The sequence below is a fragment of the Clostridiales bacterium genome (assembly GCA_030016385.1).
In the GTDB taxonomy this organism is placed as follows: domain Bacteria; phylum Bacillota; class Clostridia; order Clostridiales; family Oxobacteraceae; genus JASEJN01.
Genome location: JASEJN010000001.1, coordinates 13,247 through 29,274 on the forward strand (window position 1 = coordinate 13,247; position 16,028 = coordinate 29,274).

At 42.1% G+C, this 16,028-nt stretch carries 15 protein-coding genes; all 15 read left to right on the plus strand.

Translation table 11 applies throughout. The features are described 5' to 3' along the window. Nucleotides 1-13 precede the first annotated feature (13 nt). The 15 genes from bchH (at nt 14) to cbiG (ending at nt 16,028) form a co-directional block, all read left to right on the plus strand. Entirely contained in the window at nt 14-3,754 is a 3,741-nt protein-coding gene (gene bchH, locus QME45_00070) for a magnesium chelatase subunit H (protein ID MDI6617054.1), read from the plus strand. Nucleotides 3,755-3,778: 24 nt separating this feature from the next. After that, a complete protein-coding gene (locus QME45_00075) occupies nt 3,779-4,648 on the plus strand; it encodes a sirohydrochlorin cobaltochelatase (GenBank protein MDI6617055.1) in 870 nt (289 codons plus the stop codon). A gap of 18 nt (nt 4,649-4,666) precedes the next feature. Next, nucleotides 4,667-5,197, plus strand: a complete 531-nt coding sequence (gene cobO / locus QME45_00080; protein MDI6617056.1) for a cob(I)yrinic acid a,c-diamide adenosyltransferase — start codon at nt 4,667-4,669, stop codon at nt 5,195-5,197. Nucleotides 5,198-5,258: 61 nt separating this feature from the next. Further along, on the plus strand, nt 5,259-6,722 hold the full coding sequence (locus QME45_00085; protein MDI6617057.1) for a cobyric acid synthase: 1,464 nt from the start codon (nt 5,259-5,261) through the stop codon (nt 6,720-6,722). Next, nucleotides 6,715-7,650, plus strand: coding sequence for an adenosylcobinamide-phosphate synthase CbiB (cbiB, locus tag QME45_00090; GenBank protein ID MDI6617058.1), 936 nt, complete (start codon nt 6,715-6,717; stop codon nt 7,648-7,650). Before QME45_00085 ends, cbiB begins: the two co-directional genes overlap by 8 nt. Next, complete coding sequence (locus tag QME45_00095) at nt 7,647-8,684, plus strand: pyridoxal phosphate-dependent class II aminotransferase (GenBank protein ID MDI6617059.1); 1,038 nt, start codon at nt 7,647-7,649, stop codon at nt 8,682-8,684. The genes cbiB and QME45_00095 overlap by 4 nt, the downstream gene beginning before the upstream one ends. Further along, the gene (locus QME45_00100) at nt 8,684-9,613 is read left to right on the plus strand and encodes a kinase (protein MDI6617060.1); all 930 of its coding nucleotides are present in this window, start codon (nt 8,684-8,686) and stop codon (nt 9,611-9,613) included. The genes QME45_00095 and QME45_00100 overlap by 1 nt, the downstream gene beginning before the upstream one ends. Further along, on the plus strand, nt 9,519-10,832 hold the full coding sequence (locus QME45_00105) for a cobyrinate a,c-diamide synthase (GenBank protein MDI6617061.1): 1,314 nt from the start codon (nt 9,519-9,521) through the stop codon (nt 10,830-10,832). Before QME45_00100 ends, QME45_00105 begins: the two co-directional genes overlap by 95 nt. 4 nt (nt 10,833-10,836) lie before the next feature. Beyond that, on the plus strand, nt 10,837-11,457 hold the full coding sequence (locus QME45_00110) for a precorrin-8X methylmutase (GenBank protein ID MDI6617062.1): 621 nt from the start codon (nt 10,837-10,839) through the stop codon (nt 11,455-11,457). Then, on the plus strand, nt 11,454-12,521 hold the full coding sequence (cbiD, locus tag QME45_00115; protein ID MDI6617063.1) for a cobalt-precorrin-5B (C(1))-methyltransferase CbiD: 1,068 nt from the start codon (nt 11,454-11,456) through the stop codon (nt 12,519-12,521). The genes QME45_00110 and cbiD overlap by 4 nt, the downstream gene beginning before the upstream one ends. Continuing rightward, nucleotides 12,518-13,120 carry a precorrin-6y C5,15-methyltransferase (decarboxylating) subunit CbiE gene (gene cbiE / locus QME45_00120; GenBank protein MDI6617064.1) on the plus strand — a complete coding sequence of 201 codons (603 nt, stop codon included), beginning with the start codon at nt 12,518-12,520 and terminating at the stop codon, nt 13,118-13,120. Before cbiD ends, cbiE begins: the two co-directional genes overlap by 4 nt. After that, complete coding sequence (gene cbiT / locus QME45_00125; GenBank protein ID MDI6617065.1) at nt 13,101-13,652, plus strand: precorrin-6Y C5,15-methyltransferase (decarboxylating) subunit CbiT; 552 nt, start codon at nt 13,101-13,103, stop codon at nt 13,650-13,652. Before cbiE ends, cbiT begins: the two co-directional genes overlap by 20 nt. Next, complete coding sequence (gene cobI, locus QME45_00130) at nt 13,649-14,311, plus strand: precorrin-2 C(20)-methyltransferase (protein MDI6617066.1); 663 nt, start codon at nt 13,649-13,651, stop codon at nt 14,309-14,311. The genes cbiT and cobI overlap by 4 nt, the downstream gene beginning before the upstream one ends. Then, nucleotides 14,308-15,063 carry a precorrin-4 C(11)-methyltransferase gene (gene cobM, locus QME45_00135; protein MDI6617067.1) on the plus strand — a complete coding sequence of 252 codons (756 nt, stop codon included), beginning with the start codon at nt 14,308-14,310 and terminating at the stop codon, nt 15,061-15,063. Before cobI ends, cobM begins: the two co-directional genes overlap by 4 nt. After that, nucleotides 15,060-16,028, plus strand: a complete 969-nt coding sequence (gene cbiG / locus QME45_00140; GenBank protein ID MDI6617068.1) for a cobalt-precorrin 5A hydrolase — start codon at nt 15,060-15,062, stop codon at nt 16,026-16,028. The genes cobM and cbiG overlap by 4 nt, the downstream gene beginning before the upstream one ends.

Genomic DNA, 16,028 nt, shown 5'->3' on the forward strand with positions numbered 1-16,028 from the left:
AGGGGGAGTTCATTTGGAATTAGCAGTTGTTACTGTCTCCAATGTAGTGCTGGAGGATATGATCACGGCTTGCAATGAAATTAATAAAAAATGGCCTGAAAGTCTCTGCCTGAAGCTTTTTTTTGCAGGGAATGTTGCTGTAAAAAGTTATGAAGAGATTGAAAACAGCTTGAATAAAGCTGATATTGTAATATTGGATCTTATGGGGGCAACTCAGGAATTTCAGAGCTTTATCATAAAAAACTGCAGCAAACTGACTTGTAATATTATATCAATCGGTGGCGAAAACAGCCATATACGGAAAATGGTAAGGCTTGGATCTTTCACTTTCAAGGACATGAGATTAAAGTCAATGAAGATGGGCGATGGCAAGACTCATGCAGATATGGCCAAAATCATGGATATGGCTGAAAGACTTGGCAGTGCGATTCCATCCGGTAAATTGCGGGACATGCGGAATTATAATTACATACGTAAATACTGGAGATGTGCTTCAAAAACTGACATGCAGAATCTTTTGTATCTTTTGCTTCGCGATTATGGAAATATGAAGTGCATACCGGTGCCGGATGAACCATCGTCGGCCACTGAAGAAACAGGCATATGCAGGCCTGAAGACAGAAAGTATTATGGAAGCATTGAAGAATATGCGGATGAAAACGGATTTGATGAGAACAAGCCCACGGTTGTTATGCTGTATTACGGTCATGACTATCCCAATCGTACTTCAAAATGTGTAGAACAGCTCGCAGAGAAGATATCGATATTTGCAAATGTAATTCCGGTAGCATTTACTACGGTATCAGGAAGCGGGGTAGGCACTCTCAAGACAATCTTAAGCAGTTCCGGAAGATACAAGGCCGATATCATAGTCAATTTTATGTCTTTTCGCCTGGGAGCAGGACCGATGGGAGGAGATGGGGACGCTGCTATAAAAGTACTGGAGGAGTTCAATGTGCCTGTGATGCATCCTTTTTTCATGAGCAAACGCGAAATTGAGGAATGGCGCGATTCACCCCAGGGTGTCACCCCTTCCGAATTTCTGATATCCATTATGCTTCCCGAACTTGATGGCTGTATCGAAACGATACCTGTAGGGGCGATGGTGAAGAAAGAAAAGGATCAAAAATACAATGTGGAAATTAGCAAACTGTCTCTGATTTCGGAAAGGGCCGATAAGGTAGTTAAAAGAGTTAAAAGCTGGCTTGCGCTTATTTCAAAACCGAATAAGGACAAAAAAGTAGCTCTTATATGTTATAATTATCCGCCTGGAGAAGATAACTTGTTCGGAGGGGCTTTCCTTGACACTTTCAAATCTCTGGAAAATTTGTTGGAGGCTTTACATAAGGAAGGTTATTCCCTCGAAAAATTAAATGCAAAACAGCTTATGGAGAATTTCACGATGGGAAAGGTTGCCAACTTGGGTAAATGGACAGATATACAAACCTCAAATATGATAAAGTACAAAAAAGCAAACTATGAGAATTACCTTTCAGGCAAGAAATGGGAAAAAGACATGATACGGCAATGGGGTGATGTCCCAGGAAATATAATGAGTGATGGAGATAACTTTCTTATACCGGGTTTGATAGACGGGAATATTTTTATCGGGCTTCAGCCTTCAAGGGGCATCCATGAAAATATCGAAAAAGTATATCACGATAAAAGCCTTCTTCCACATCACCAGTATATAGCCTTTTATAAATGGATAAAGGAAGAGTTCAAGGCGGATGTTATTGTGCATGTAGGCACGCATGGAACGCTGGAATTTTTGAAGGGCAAGGAGTGCGGCATGTCGGGTGACTGTTTTCCGGATATGCTGGTTTTTGATATACCTCATGCATATCTGTACTATGTGGGCAATCCTGCTGAAGCCATGATCGCAAAACGCCGCTCCCATGCCGTGATGGTAAGTTATGAGCCTCCGGTATTTATGGAGGGTGGATTATATGGAGAACTGTCACGGCTTGAAGATATGGTAAATGAGTACCATGAGGCAAAAAGATCAGATCCTGATAGATGCCGTGATATAGAAAAGAATATAAAAAAAGCTGCGAAATCGGCCCAGATTTATGCGGACGACTTGCAGCTTCTTGAGCGGGAACTATACAGGATGAAACGCTCGCTTGTACCTAAGGGTTTGCATGTTTTTGGAAAATCCTATTCTCGTGAAGAAGCAATGAACTATATGAAATTTGTGCTCCGCTATGATCATGCGGGGGTTAAATCTCTAAGGAGGCTTGCGGCAGAGGCAAAGGGACTGGATTATGACATGCTGCTTGATAAAAGTGATACAATTTCGCTTTCAGAATTGGACAATGTGGCATCTAAAATAGCAGAAGAGTTTATAAATTACGGCAAGCTCCCGTCTGTATATGGATTAAACGATGGACTGAAAAAAGATTTTACCGATACGTTGGAATATGGCAAAAAAGTATATTGTAAAGCGATGGAATCCCATGAAATAGAGGGCTTTTTAAAAGTCCTTTCGGGAGAATATCTTAAGGCCCGCCTGGCAGGGGATATGATCAGAGATCCCGAGGTTTTGCCGTCAGGATATAATATGTACCAGTTTGATCCACGTATGGTACCAAGCAAGACAGCATCGGACAGGGGAGCGAGAATCTCAGAGAATACAATTAAGGAGTATAAACTGAAGTTTGGAGAATATCCAAAGAGTACGGCCGTAATATTGTGGGGGTTGGAGACTTCCAGGACTCAGGGAGAGACTGTAGGCCAGATACTGAATTATTTAGGTGTCAGGGTCGCAAGCAGGAAAAACATATTTCAGCCTCAATATGAAATAATACCATATGAAGAGCTAAAAAGACCGAGAGTTGATGTTGTTATAAATATGTGCGGCTTTTTTAGGGATATGTTTCCTAATCTTATTGATGATTTAAACAGGATATTTAAGATGGTTGCCGAGCTTGAAGAACCGGAGGAGATAAACTTCTTTAAGGCTCATACTGAAAGGGTTTTCAAAGAACTACTGCAAAAGGGATATTCGAAGGATGAAGCATGGGACCTTTCCACAGCCAGACTGTTTGGCCCCGCCGAATCAGAATACGGCACCGGAATCAGTAAGCTTATAGAGACAAAAAACTGGACCGATGAGAAGCAGATAGGGAAAAAATATACAGAAAGTCTTAAATATGTGTACAGCAAAAACTGCAGGGGCAAGGCAGTCCCTGAACTGCTGAACGCTCATCTTCAGGCAGTTGATATAGTATCTCAGATAAGGAGCAGCCATGAATATGAGGTAACCGACCTTGATCATTATTACGAATATTTCGGAGGGCTTTCGAAATCTGTGGAAATGGCCAAGGGTAAAAAGGCGGTGGTATATATTACGGATACCACGGGTGAAAGGCTTGAGACGGAGACCATAGATAAATCTATCGCAAGGGGGGTTCGTACCCGCCTCTTAAATCCGAAGTGGATAGATGGAATGCTTGAGCATAAATATCATGGAGTCCAGAAAATAAGCAAGAGGTTTGAGAACATCTTAGGATTGGCCGCTACTACCAACAGGGTGGAAAATTGGATATTTGAAGGTCTTCACCACACTTATGTATCCGATGAAAATATGAAAAGGCGCATGAAGGAAAATAATCGATGGGCTTACATGAGCATGATAGAAACGTTGCTCGAATGCAACAAAAGAGGATACTGGAAGGCCAAAAAGAATGAAATCGAAGAGCTGGAAAAGGTTTATCTTGAAGTGGAAGGCGATATTGAAGAAAAATCGTAGGAATTGACAAAGGAGACAGGCTATATGTATAAAGAACAGCATAAAAAAAGTTGTACATTCACGGCACGAAAAAATATGAAAAAGGAAAAAGGCATCCTTGTTGCAAGCTTTGGAACAACCTGCGTAAATGCTTTAAAATCGTGCATTGAAAGCATTGAAAACAGGATTCGGGACTCATATAGCGACTATGAGATAAGAAGAGCATTTACATCGGGCATAGTAATAAAAAAGTTGAAAAACAGATATGGAATGGAAATCTGCGGTGTTGATAAAGCTCTGCAAAAGATGAAAAACGATGGTTTTGAGGAAGTTATTGTACAGCCTCTGCATATTATACCGGGGACCGAATATGAAGATATAAAAGAAGTGGTTGAAAAATATGCAAAGGGGAAAGTATTCAAGAAAATCATGCTTGGGAAGCCAGCATTATTCAGTTATGATGATTATATAGCTGTCGTAAATGCAATAAAGGCACAATTGCCGGTTTTAAGAAGCAATAGTGCTGCTTTACTGATGGCCCATGGGACTTCGCATTTCGCCAATGCATGTTACTGCGAGCTTCAGCTCATGTTCCAGTATGGTAAACTTGGCAATATATATATCGGGACAGTGGAAGGTTATCCGTCCATCCGCGATATAATACCGGTGTTAAAAAGCAGGGGTATTATGGAAGTTAATTTGATGCCTTTTCTGCTAGTTACAGGAAATCATGTAATAAATGATATGGCTGGTGGCGGCAGTGATTCATGGAGCAGTATATTAAAAAGCGAAGGTTTCGCCGTCAATACATATATGCATGGCTTGGGGGAAAATACGGCTTTTCAGCATATATATGTGAAGCATGTGAGGGACTGCATGGATGGGAATTTAGCGAATGAAGTAAGTACACGTTAAGTCGAAGTAAATAATATTGTGGAGGCGGATAGATTGGAAAAAGGATATATACAGGTTTATACGGGAAATGGGAAGGGCAAGACGACTGCTGCCCTCGGGCTTTCATTGAGAGCAGTCTGTGCAGGCAAAAAAGTTTACTTTGCCCAGTTTATCAAGGGTATGAAATACAGCGAGCTGAACGCCGTTAAATTCCTTGACGGATTTTCGATGAAGCAGTATGGAAGGGATTGTTTCATTTATAATAAACCGACTGAAGATGATATCGCTCTGGCAAGGAAGGGGCTAAATGAGTGTGCAAAAATATTATCATCGGGGAAATACGATTTAGTAGTGTTAGATGAAATAAACATAGCGTTATATTATAAACTGTTTACCACAGATGATGTCATCGAAATGCTGAATAATAAGGCTGAAGGAGTGGAGGTCGTTCTTACGGGCAGGTATGCTCCTCCCGAAATAATCGAGAGAGCCGATCTTGTTACTGAGATGAAAGAGATAAAGCACTACTACACAAAGGGAGTAGAAGCGCGTGTGGGAATAGAAAAATAATTAAATGTTGACATATTTTGAAATAGTTTCAGTGTGTCACGATAGTTGGGAGCTGATTTATATGCCGGGAATAATGATACAGGGCACAGCATCATCTGCCGGGAAGAGCCTTATGGCAGCCGGGCTGTGCAGAATATTTTCAAATGATGGCTACAGTGTATGTCCATTTAAATCGCAGAACATGTCCTTGAACTCATATGTAACTATGGAAGGCCTTGAAATGGGAAGGGCTCAGGTATTACAGGCCCAGGCTGCAAGGGTGGAGCCTTCAGTATATATGAACCCCATACTTCTAAAGCCTACATCGGATAGAAAAAGCCAGGTTATAATAAAGGGCAGACCATATATGAATATGGATGCGGTCGAATACTTCGCATATAAACCTAAACTAAAGGGTATGATAAGCGAAGTTTACCATGGACTTGAGGGTAAATTTGATTTTGTAGTCATAGAAGGTGCAGGAAGCCCTGCTGAAATCAACCTTAAGGACAATGATATCGTGAATATGGGGATGGCTGAAATTGCGGATTCCCCGGTTCTGCTTGTGGCGGACATAGACAAGGGTGGGGTGTTCGCATCGATATACGGTACGGTTATGCTGCTTGATGATGATGAGAGGAAAAGGATCAAAGGGATCATTATAAATAAATTCAGGGGTGACAAGTCTATTTTAAAGAGCGGCGTGGATAAGATAGAAGAGCTGGTTAATATTCCTGTCATCGGAATAGTGCCTTATATGTATGTCAAACTCGATGAAGAAGATGGAGCAGTGGATTTTAAGGTCACCGGAAAAGGCGAGGTGCGGATATGTGTCATTAAACTGCCGAGGATATCAAATTTTACTGATTTTGATGCGTTCAAATTTGATGATGACGTGTCATTGAAGTTTATATCTTCTCCGGAGCAGGCAGATAACTGCGATATGCTCATAATTCCAGGAAGCAAGAACACGATAGAGGACTTGAGATGGCTTAAAAGAGCAGGTTTTGAAGATTGCATCGAGTCCTTTAAGGGTATCGTATTCGGCGTATGCGGAGGATACCAAATGATGGGAAGAAAAATAGAAGACAGCGAAGGATGGGAGGTCAACAAAGGGGATGAAGAGGCGGGCCTTGCCATCTTTGATACAGTGACGATGCTTGAGGGCGGTAAGGTAACTTCAAATGTGGAAGGAGAAGCTTTAGGCTGCAGCATCCGCGGATACGAGATACATTCTGGAAAGACATCGGGAAATAAAAAGCCTTTTGTAAATATAAAGCGCTGCGAAGGCAAAGGGACTGATTACTGCGACGGCGATATGAAAGAAGGCAGGTTTTATGGCACATATGTCCATGGGATATTCGATTCCAGCAAGTTCAGGGAAAACGTGCTAAACCTCATAAGAAGGCGGAAGAATATGGGTGAGAGGCAGGGGGCCGATCTCTGGGAAAAAAGAGAGGAAGAGATCGAAAAGCTGGCTTCGACTGTAAAGGAAAACATCGATATGAAATATATATATGGCCTTATGGGGAAAAGCTATGATTGATTTTTTATCTGCACTCATACTTGACTTTTTAATAGGCGATCCATACAGTTTCCCCCATCCGGTAAAGCTTATGGGAAGGTTGATAGCATTTGAAGAGAAAACAGCCCGAAGGCTTTCTAAGAGCAATGGCTGTCTTAAAGCATCCGGAGCCGTGATTGTGCTCGTAAACTTGGCAGTATCTTTTTTGGTTCCGTTTTATATATTAAAGCTTTTGAAAGGGTATTTCCTTTTTTATCACATTATCAATACATATTTTTTGTATACATGCATTGCGGCAGGATGTCTGCAGCGCGAAGCCATGAAGATATACAGATCTCTATCAAAGAGTATTGATGAGGCAAGGTACAAGCTGTCCTTCATAGTAGGCAGGGAGACCAATGATCTTGATGAGAAAGAGATAATAAGGGCGGCTGTGGAAACTGTAGCGGAAAACACATCGGACGGAGTAATAGCGCCGATGCTTTATGCGATGATAGGTGGAGCACCTTTGGCTTTCCTTTATAAAATGGTGAATACCATGGATTCAATGCTCGGATATTTAAATCAAAAATACAAGTATATCGGCTTTTTCCCTGCGAAAACAGATGATCTATTCAATTATTTGCCGTCAAGGCTTACCGGAATCATCATGTGCATTTCATCTGCTTTGAGATTCAATGTTTCTGACGGCTTAAGGATCATGATAAGAGACAGAAAAAACCATAAAAGCCCGAATTGCGCATATCCCGAAGGGGCGGTAGCCGGACTTCTCGGCGTGCAGCTTGGAGGGGACAACATATATTTCGGGGAGGTTGTAAAAAAGCCCAAAATAGGCGACAGGATAAGAGAATTGGAAAGGGACGATATTAAAAAAGCGGTTGAAATCATGTACAGGTCTGAAATACTGGCGGCGTTTATTTACTTTATATTATTGCAGGTGATTTTATGATACACGGTGGGGATTTGGAAACGTACAAAGATAAATACAAGGGAAATATAATCGACTTCAGCAGCAACATAAATCCGCTGGGCCCTCCTCTATGCCTTAAAGGGGAGATGGACAGGGCATATTCGGAGCTTTGCGCATATCCTGACATACATTACAGGGAGCTCAGGCAAAATATCGCCTCATATTTAAAATGCGATGCTAAAGAGGTCATAACAGGCAGCGGCGCTATCGACATTATAAACAACGTTTCCTTGATGTTTAAGAGAGTTGTAGTATTTACTCCTTGCTTTTCAGAGTATATAAAAAGGCCGGCGGTGTTGGGCAAAGATGTTTTAAAGCTGCCTTTGAATGAAAATTTTAAGATAGATACGGTTAAACTGGCGGATAATCTGCAAAGCGGCGATCTTTTGATACTGGGGAATCCCAACAATCCCACGGGCCTTAAGATACCGAGAAAAACACTCATGGAAGTTTATGATATTGTCATGCAAAAGAAGGCTTTTTTGCTTCTGGATGAAGCATTTTTTGAGTTTTGCCCTGCAGGATATGACAGCGTGAAGATATTTAAAGGATCAAAAAATGTCTGTGTCATAAGGGCGGCTACTAAATTTTTTGCACTGCCCGGCATAAGGCTTGGATATGGATTTGCATCTGCTGAATTTGCCCAAGAGTACAGAAATATTGAAATGCCGTGGAGCGTAAACTCATATGCCAACGCGGCGGGAAGATGCATATTCAAGAACAGCGGTTATATAGAACGCACAAAAGAGTACATAAGAAAAGAAAGGGAATATCTTACCTGTGAACTGTCTGAAATAAAATGGATCAGGGTATTTAAAAGCGATGCAAATTTCATACTGCTAAAGCTTCTTGAATACGATGAGGATATTGTATTCGAGAGGCTGATTAAAAACGGGATTATGGTAAGGAAAGCATCTAACTTTGAAGGACTCGACAGAAGATTTATAAGGATTGCCGTGAAAGATCATGATAGCAATAAAAAATTGATAAAGCTTTTGAAGGAATTTGAATAATGGAAGTATGCGCCAGATATCCGGGAAGTTGCGGAGAGATAATACAAGGGCATATTCACGGCAAGGACATGCTTATATCATGCCCGGTCGATCTATTTACCACAGTCAGGGTATTTGAATGCAAAAAACCTGCGAACAGATTTAAATATATAAAATCTTCGGCACTGCTTCATAACATGCTCAAAAGATGGGGTTTAGAGCATCTAAACGGGTTGCTTGATATCGATATAGAATCTTCGATACCGCAGAGTAAGGGCTTTGCAAGTAGTACGGCCGATCTTTGCGGAGTCTATATATGCCTTCTAAAGCTTTTTAAAAGAAAGTACGATATAACGGAAGCTATTGAAGAGTTTGTAAAGATTGAGCCTACAGACAGCATAATATTCAGGGAAATGGCACTGTTTGATTACAAGGATGGCGGATATTATGAACGTATAGGAGATTATTTGAAATTCTATATACTTGCATTTGAAGGCCGCAGGATTATAGATACAGTAGCATACAACAAAAAGAAGCTGCCTAAGCTTTCCGATTTGAGCGACATATTTCCCCTTGTGGAAGAGGGGATAAAATCTGCCGATATATCGAAGATAGCCGTCGCATCGACGGCCAGCATAAAAAGAAATTTAAACAGGTTGCCGTATGATGTATACGGTGCCGTTTTAAATATTTGCAATATCACGGGAGGGCTCGGGATAATCGGCGGTCACAGCGGTGATGTGCTGGGAATAATATATGACGATAAGGAAAGGCTTTTATATGCGGCAGATAGATATAAAGATGCAATAGAGGGATACAAGCCTCATATGCTTGAGACATTGAGGAGGAACGAATATGAAGGGGATTATGATTACAGCCCCGAAGAGCGGCAGCGGGAAAACGATGGTGACGATCGGAATAATCAGAGCTCTCTTAAACATGGGCTTTGATGTCTGTGGTTTTAAAACAGGGCCGGACTATATAGACACCGCCTTTATAAAGGAAGCGTCAAAAAAGGATGCGGGGAACCTCGACATGCACCTTCAAGGAAGGGATGGAGTTAAAAAATCCCTGTATATGGGCGAAGGGGAATATTGCGTGATCGAAGGGGCGATGGGGTATTTTGACGGTTTATACAATACGTTTGAAAATTCAAGCTATGACATATCAAGGCTTCTGGGTGTAAATTCAATACTCGTCTATACTCCGGATAAGGAAATGTTTTCCGCCGTGCCCAAAATAAAGGGAATGGCTGAATTTGAAGGCTCCACAATCAAGGGCGTAATATTGAACAGGGTGAGCGAGAAGGTTTATGGCATGCTGAAAGGTCAGATCGAAAAATATACAGGGCTTTTTGTACTGGGTTATATACCGCAGATTGATGATATAGAGATAAAAAGCAGGCATTTGGGGCTGGTACAGAGCGCAGAGATAGATGACATGGAAGACAGGATAGAAAAAGTTGCATCTGCAATCAGAAAAAATATCGATATGAAGCTTCTCGTAAATCTTATGGAGGATATTTGCGGCATGCCATATGAGCATGTTGAAAAGAGAAACATAAAAGCCGCTGTTGCGATGGATAAGGCTTTTTCCTTTTACTACAGGGAAAATCTGAAGCTTCTTGCAGAGAGCTGCAGCGTCGGGTACTTTTCGCCCATTAAAGATAATTCGCTGCCGGAATGCGATTTTTTGTATATCGGCGGGGGCTATCCCGAGATTTTCAGGCATGAGCTTTCAGGGAATAAAGAAATGCTCTCCTCAATAAAGTCATATGCAAAGGACGGCGGGTGCATATATTGCGAGTGCGGCGGATTTATGTATCTTACGGAACAAATCGAAGACTGCAGCATGGTCGGGATATTCAAGGGCAAAACGATGCTGACAAATAAACTTCAAAGGTTCGGATACATCGATATTCAATTAAAGTCGGACTGCATGATGGGTAAAAGGGGAGATAAGCTTACGGCCCACGAGTTTCATAAATCGATTTCAGATGTTAAAGCCCCTGCATTGTATAGTATAAGGAAAACAATGGGGGATAAGACATGGGAGTGTGGTTATAGTTATAAAAATGTCCTGGCGGGATATCCGCATATAAATTTTTTAGGAAATATGGATGCATATTTATCGATGCTCGACTATGTAGAGCATCACAAAAGGAGATGATGGCATGTATATAAATGATCCGGCCGAAATTGAGAAAAGGAGTATGGAGATCATAGGGCGGGAAATCGGAGATACAAGGTTTGACGGCGATGAACTTACGATTGTAAAGAGGATGATACATACTACTGGCGACTTTGATTACAAGAATATAGCGGTTTTCAGGAACGATGCGGTAGAATCCGGCGTAAAGCTTTTAAAGCATGGCTGCAGGATATTTACCGATACGAGGATGGCATGGTCGGGAATCAACAAAAGAGCCGTCGAAAGGTCGGGTTCTGTTCTGAAATGCTATATAGACGATGAAAGAGCTGCCCACATGGCAAAGGAGAACGGCACCACAAGGTCATATGCGGCGGTGGAGATTGCATCCCGTGAAGCGGTGGACATGTTTGTTATCGGAAATGCACCTACAGCCCTGTGCAGGGTGGGAGAGCTTATAGAAGAAGGAAAAATAAATCCGTCGCTGGTTATCGGCGTGCCTGTAGGATTTGTAGAGGCTGCCGAATCCAAAGAATATATAAGAAAATTCGATGTACCTTCGATAACGACATCGGGGCCAAAGGGAGGAAGCAATGTGGCGGCTTCGATAGTCAATGCCCTGTTGTATATGGCGGTGGGAAGATGAAAGACATATATGTTGTCAAGGAAGGAAAGAGGCTGAGGTGCGGCTATACAACGGGTAGCTGCAGCGCAGCCGCCGCCAAGGCATGCGCGATAATGCTTGAAAGTGGGAGGATAATCGGCAGCGTATCCATAGACACGCCTTATGGCATAAGACTGGATCTGAAAGTTGAAGATCCCCATATATATAATAAGTATGCCTCGTGCTTTATAGTAAAAGACGGCGGAGATGATCCTGATGTGACCGATGGAATCAAAATATATGCAAGGGTTTCGAAAAGGGATGACAGCGATATAGTCATAGACGGAGGAGAGGGCATAGGCAGGATAACAAGAAAAGGGCCTTTCGGGAATATAGGGGACGCTGCAATAAATCCGGTGCCAAGAGCGATGATTAAAGATGAGATAAAAAAGGTTTCAAAATGCGGATTTAATGTGATCATATATGCTCCAAAGGGCGCTGAAATCGGCAAAAAGACATTCAATGAAAACATAGGCATCAAAGGCGGGATATCTATTATAGGTACTTCCGGAATTGTCGAGCCCATGTCCGACCAGGCTCTTTTGAAGACCATATATATCGAAGCGGATGCCATATACGACGAGGGATACAGGGAAATAATACTTTTCCCAGGCAATTATGGAGAAAAGATGGTGGATGAGATGGGGCTTTCAGGGAGGAGGGTCAAAATTTCCAACTTTATCGGGGACTCTGTATTGTACTGCTATAACAAGGGATTTAAAAAGATTACATTAGTCGGCCATATAGGGAAGCTATCGAAACTTTCCGTGGGAGCATTCAATACCCACAGCAGGGTATGCGATGTCAGGATGGAAGCTTTTATTTATTATCTTGCCCTTGCAAAAGCTCCATATGAAGTATTGGAAAAGGTGAAAAGCTGCGCCACGACAGAAGAAGCCCTTGATGTTGTATTTGACAACGGCTTTAGATTTATCCTCCATGATATGATAAAGGGCTGCGTCGACAGAATAAGAAGATATATAAAGGATGACGCATTTGATATTGTTATTTATATGTATTCTATGAAATACGGGGTGCTGAAATGATAAGAGTGATTGGTGCCGGGCCGGGGGATATAAAGTATCTGACGGTCGAGGCTTATGAAATAATAAAATCGTCTGACTGCATCGCGGCTTTCGGCAGGATTTCGAAGATTGCTGAGAAGATGGGAGTTAGTGCAATTAAGGTCAAAAATGTGGAAGATATATTAAAAATAGCGAGGAGGATGAAAAATTTAGACATACTGGCATCAGGAGACCCGTGCTTTTTCGGCATAGCCAAATATCTGAGGGAAAACGGCGTAAAGGTGGATCAGGTGATACCGGGGCTTTCGTCATTTCAGTATATGATGGCAAAGCTTGATAAAAGCTGGGAGAAAGCTTGCTTTATAAGCTTCCATGGCAGGGAGGATGATACCTTTAAGAAAGATTCTGATGGTACTTTTGTCATACTTACCGATAGGCGTCATACTCCCGGGCAGATATCGAAGATGGTTTATGATATGGGGATTTCAGGAAGGATTTATGCGGGCTTTAATCTTTCATATGCCGATGAAAAAATTGTTGTAAAAAATATAGGGGAGGATATAGAAAACTATTCCGACCTTTCTGTGGTGGTGGTTGAGAGTGAGATGGATAAGGGATGAGCAGTTCATAAGAGGGAATATACCCATGACGAAGTTTGAAGTGAGGATTTCTTCAATTGCGGCATTGGAAATTGAGGAGGGAGATACATTAATCGACATAGGCGCTGGGACGGGCTCCATATCGGTGGAAGCTGCTCTTCAAGGTGCCGCTGTTTATGCTGTGGAGGAAAGACATGAAGGGGCGGAGCTTATAAGGCAAAATTCGCTGAAGTTTGATGCATCTATCCATGTGATGGAGGGGAGCGCACCCGAGGCGCTTTTTAATATGCCCGAGTTCAATAAATGTTTTATAGGCGGAAGCGGCGGCAGATTGGTGCAAATATTTGACTGGGCTGACAGCAGCATAAACAAAGGAGGAATTATTGCGGCAAACTTTATAACATTAAAGAATCTGAACATATTTACAACACTTTTGAATGACAGAAGCTATGCCGATATCGAAATAAAGCTGCTGCAGGTATCTAATATAGATAAGATAGGGCTTTTAAAAGCCAGCAACCCGGTATTTGCGGTCAGGGGGAGAAAACGTTGAAGAAAATATATGGTATAGGAGTCGGTCCCGGAGACAGCGATTATATTACATTAAGGGGCTATAAACTTATAAGGGGTGCAGATGTAGTGTTTTTGCCAAGTAACGGGGGGAAAAGCCTGGCGGGCGAAATCGCTGAAAAATTTATAGATGATAAAAAAAGAGTATATATAGAATTTCCAATGGGGAAAGACAACAGCAAAAGATACAAGGAAGCTGCAGATACAGTTGACGACCATTTAAAAGACGGCGGCGAGGGTGTATTTTTGACTTTGGGCGATCCTATGGTTTACAGCACATTTTCATATATCATGACGGAACTTGAAAAGATAGGCATAAATGTCGAGTCAATACCTGGAATATCATCCTTTAATGCTGCCGCAAACCGCATAAAGATGCCTCTGGCATCAAAGGGGCAAAAATTTTACCTGACTGATGGAGATATCGATGAAGATATTTTAAAATATTTTGATACCGTCTGTATATTAAAAACAAGCAGGAATAAGGAGAAGATACTGAATACCCTCGAAAAATGCGGATTTACGTATACATACGTAAGAAGATGCGGATGCTTGAATGAGAAGATACTAAAAAGAGCGGATGAGATTTTAGAAGATGATGATTACATGTCCCTCATATTGGGAAGGAGGATACAAAAATGATTAGTTTTGTGGGTGCCGGCCCGGGCGATGTTGATCTTATAACGGTAAAGGGCAGAAGGATTATTGAAGAAGCCGATATTGTAATATATGCAGGTTCGCTGGTGTCTTACAGGCATCTTGATTTTTGCAGGGAAGGATGCATAAAATACGACAGCTCAAAAATGACTCTTGAAGAGATAATAGATGTGATGAAAAAAGGTTGGAATGAAGGCAAAAATATTGTGAGGCTTCATACCGGAGATCCCACTATATATGGGGCGATTAAAGAACAAATGGACAAGCTAGATGAACTTAATATCGATTATGAGGTTATACCCGGTGTGAGTTCATTCACTGCGAGCTGTGCGGCCATAGGATGTGAATTTACGCTGCCGGGTGTCAGCCAGACAGTCATAATAACAAGACTGGAGGGGAGGACTCCGGTTCCGGATGGCGAAAGCCTTGAGCTTTTAGCGTCCCATAAGTCATCGATGGCGATATTCTTATCCGTTGGCAATATAGATAATGTGATTGAGAAACTAAAAACAGGCTATGGGAGGTCAGATGTGCCTGTTGCCGTTATATACAAGGCTACATGGGAGGACCAGAAGATAATAAAAGGTACACTTGCTGATATAGCAGATAAAGTAAAGTCCGAAGGCATCAAAAATTTTGCCCAGATACTGGTTGGCGACTTTATAAACGGCAGATATGAAAGATCCAGGCTCTATGACCCGTCGTTTTCCCACAGTTTCAGGGAGGCATCGAAATGAAGATCGCTGTGATATCGTTTACGGATGCCGCGTCGGGTATCGCAGGCAGGATATGCTCGGCAATGGAAGGCTCCGACATGTATGACAACAGGAATTGTCACGGGGGAGTCAAATCAAAGATAGGCTCGATATTCAAATCGTACGACGGGATAGTTTTTGTTTGTGCTGTAGGGATAGCGGTCAGGATGATTGCCACCTATATCAGGGATAAGACAAAAGATCCAGCCGTAGTGGTTGTCGACGATATGGGAAGGTTTGCCATAAGCCTTCTGTCCGGACATATAGGCGGTGCAAATGACCTGACAAGGGAAATATCGGCGTTAATCGGAGCGCAGGCCGTGATAACAACGGCTTCTGACTCTAGAGGAATAGAATCGGTGGATATGTTTGCAAAAAGGTGCGGATTTTTTATTGAAAACATGGAGGATGCAAAAAAGATAACTTCCATCATGGTAAATGGAGGGACGATAAGGTTTGTATCCGAGACAGGCGACAGAATAAATTATAGAAATATATCCGATGCCGACTTTGAAGGCAGCATATATGTGACATCGAAGGAGGAAGACATTGCCCGCCCATGCTGCATTTTGAGGCCAAAGGACCTTGCAGTGGGAGTGGGATGCAAGAGAGGCAAGACGAGAAACGATATATTGAATGCCATATATCAGGTATTCAAGGACAATAATCTCAGCGTCAAATCGATAAAGGCGATAGCGAGCATAGATCTGAAAAAAGACGAGAAGGGTATAATAGAAGCCTGCAAATATTTGGGCTGCAGTTTCATTATATTTTCAGCAGAAGATATAAAACGCGTCCAGGACAGATTCAAAAAAAGCGCTTTTGTGGAATCAAAAGTAGGAGTAACTTCGGTATGCGAGCCATGTGCCTTCCTTGCAGGCGGGGATATAATAGTCGGCAAGACATGTATGGATGGCGTGACCGTGGCGGTGGGAAGGGTGATATAG

Bases quoted from the DNA above. Each gene is read 5' to 3' on its own strand.
- QME45_00105 (MDI6617061.1), top strand. From the start codon at position 9,519: ATGAAGGGGATTATGATTACAGCCCCGAAGAGCGGCAGCGGGAAAACG.
- QME45_00095 (MDI6617059.1), top strand. From the start codon at position 7,647: ATGATACACGGTGGGGATTTGGAAACGTACAAAGATAAATACAAGGGA.
- QME45_00100 (MDI6617060.1), top strand. From the start codon at position 8,684: ATGGAAGTATGCGCCAGATATCCGGGAAGTTGCGGAGAGATAATACAA.
- cbiE (MDI6617064.1), top strand. From the start codon at position 12,518: ATGATAAGAGTGATTGGTGCCGGGCCGGGGGATATAAAGTATCTGACG.
- cbiD (MDI6617063.1), top strand. From the start codon at position 11,454: ATGAAAGACATATATGTTGTCAAGGAAGGAAAGAGGCTGAGGTGCGGC.
- cbiB (MDI6617058.1), top strand. From the start codon at position 6,715: ATGATTGATTTTTTATCTGCACTCATACTTGACTTTTTAATAGGCGAT.
- cobM (MDI6617067.1), top strand. From the start codon at position 14,308: ATGATTAGTTTTGTGGGTGCCGGCCCGGGCGATGTTGATCTTATAACG.
- QME45_00075 (MDI6617055.1), top strand. From the start codon at position 3,779: ATGTATAAAGAACAGCATAAAAAAAGTTGTACATTCACGGCACGAAAA.
- cbiG (MDI6617068.1), top strand. From the start codon at position 15,060: ATGAAGATCGCTGTGATATCGTTTACGGATGCCGCGTCGGGTATCGCA.
- QME45_00085 (MDI6617057.1), top strand. From the start codon at position 5,259: ATGCCGGGAATAATGATACAGGGCACAGCATCATCTGCCGGGAAGAGC.
- QME45_00110 (MDI6617062.1), top strand. From the start codon at position 10,837: ATGTATATAAATGATCCGGCCGAAATTGAGAAAAGGAGTATGGAGATC.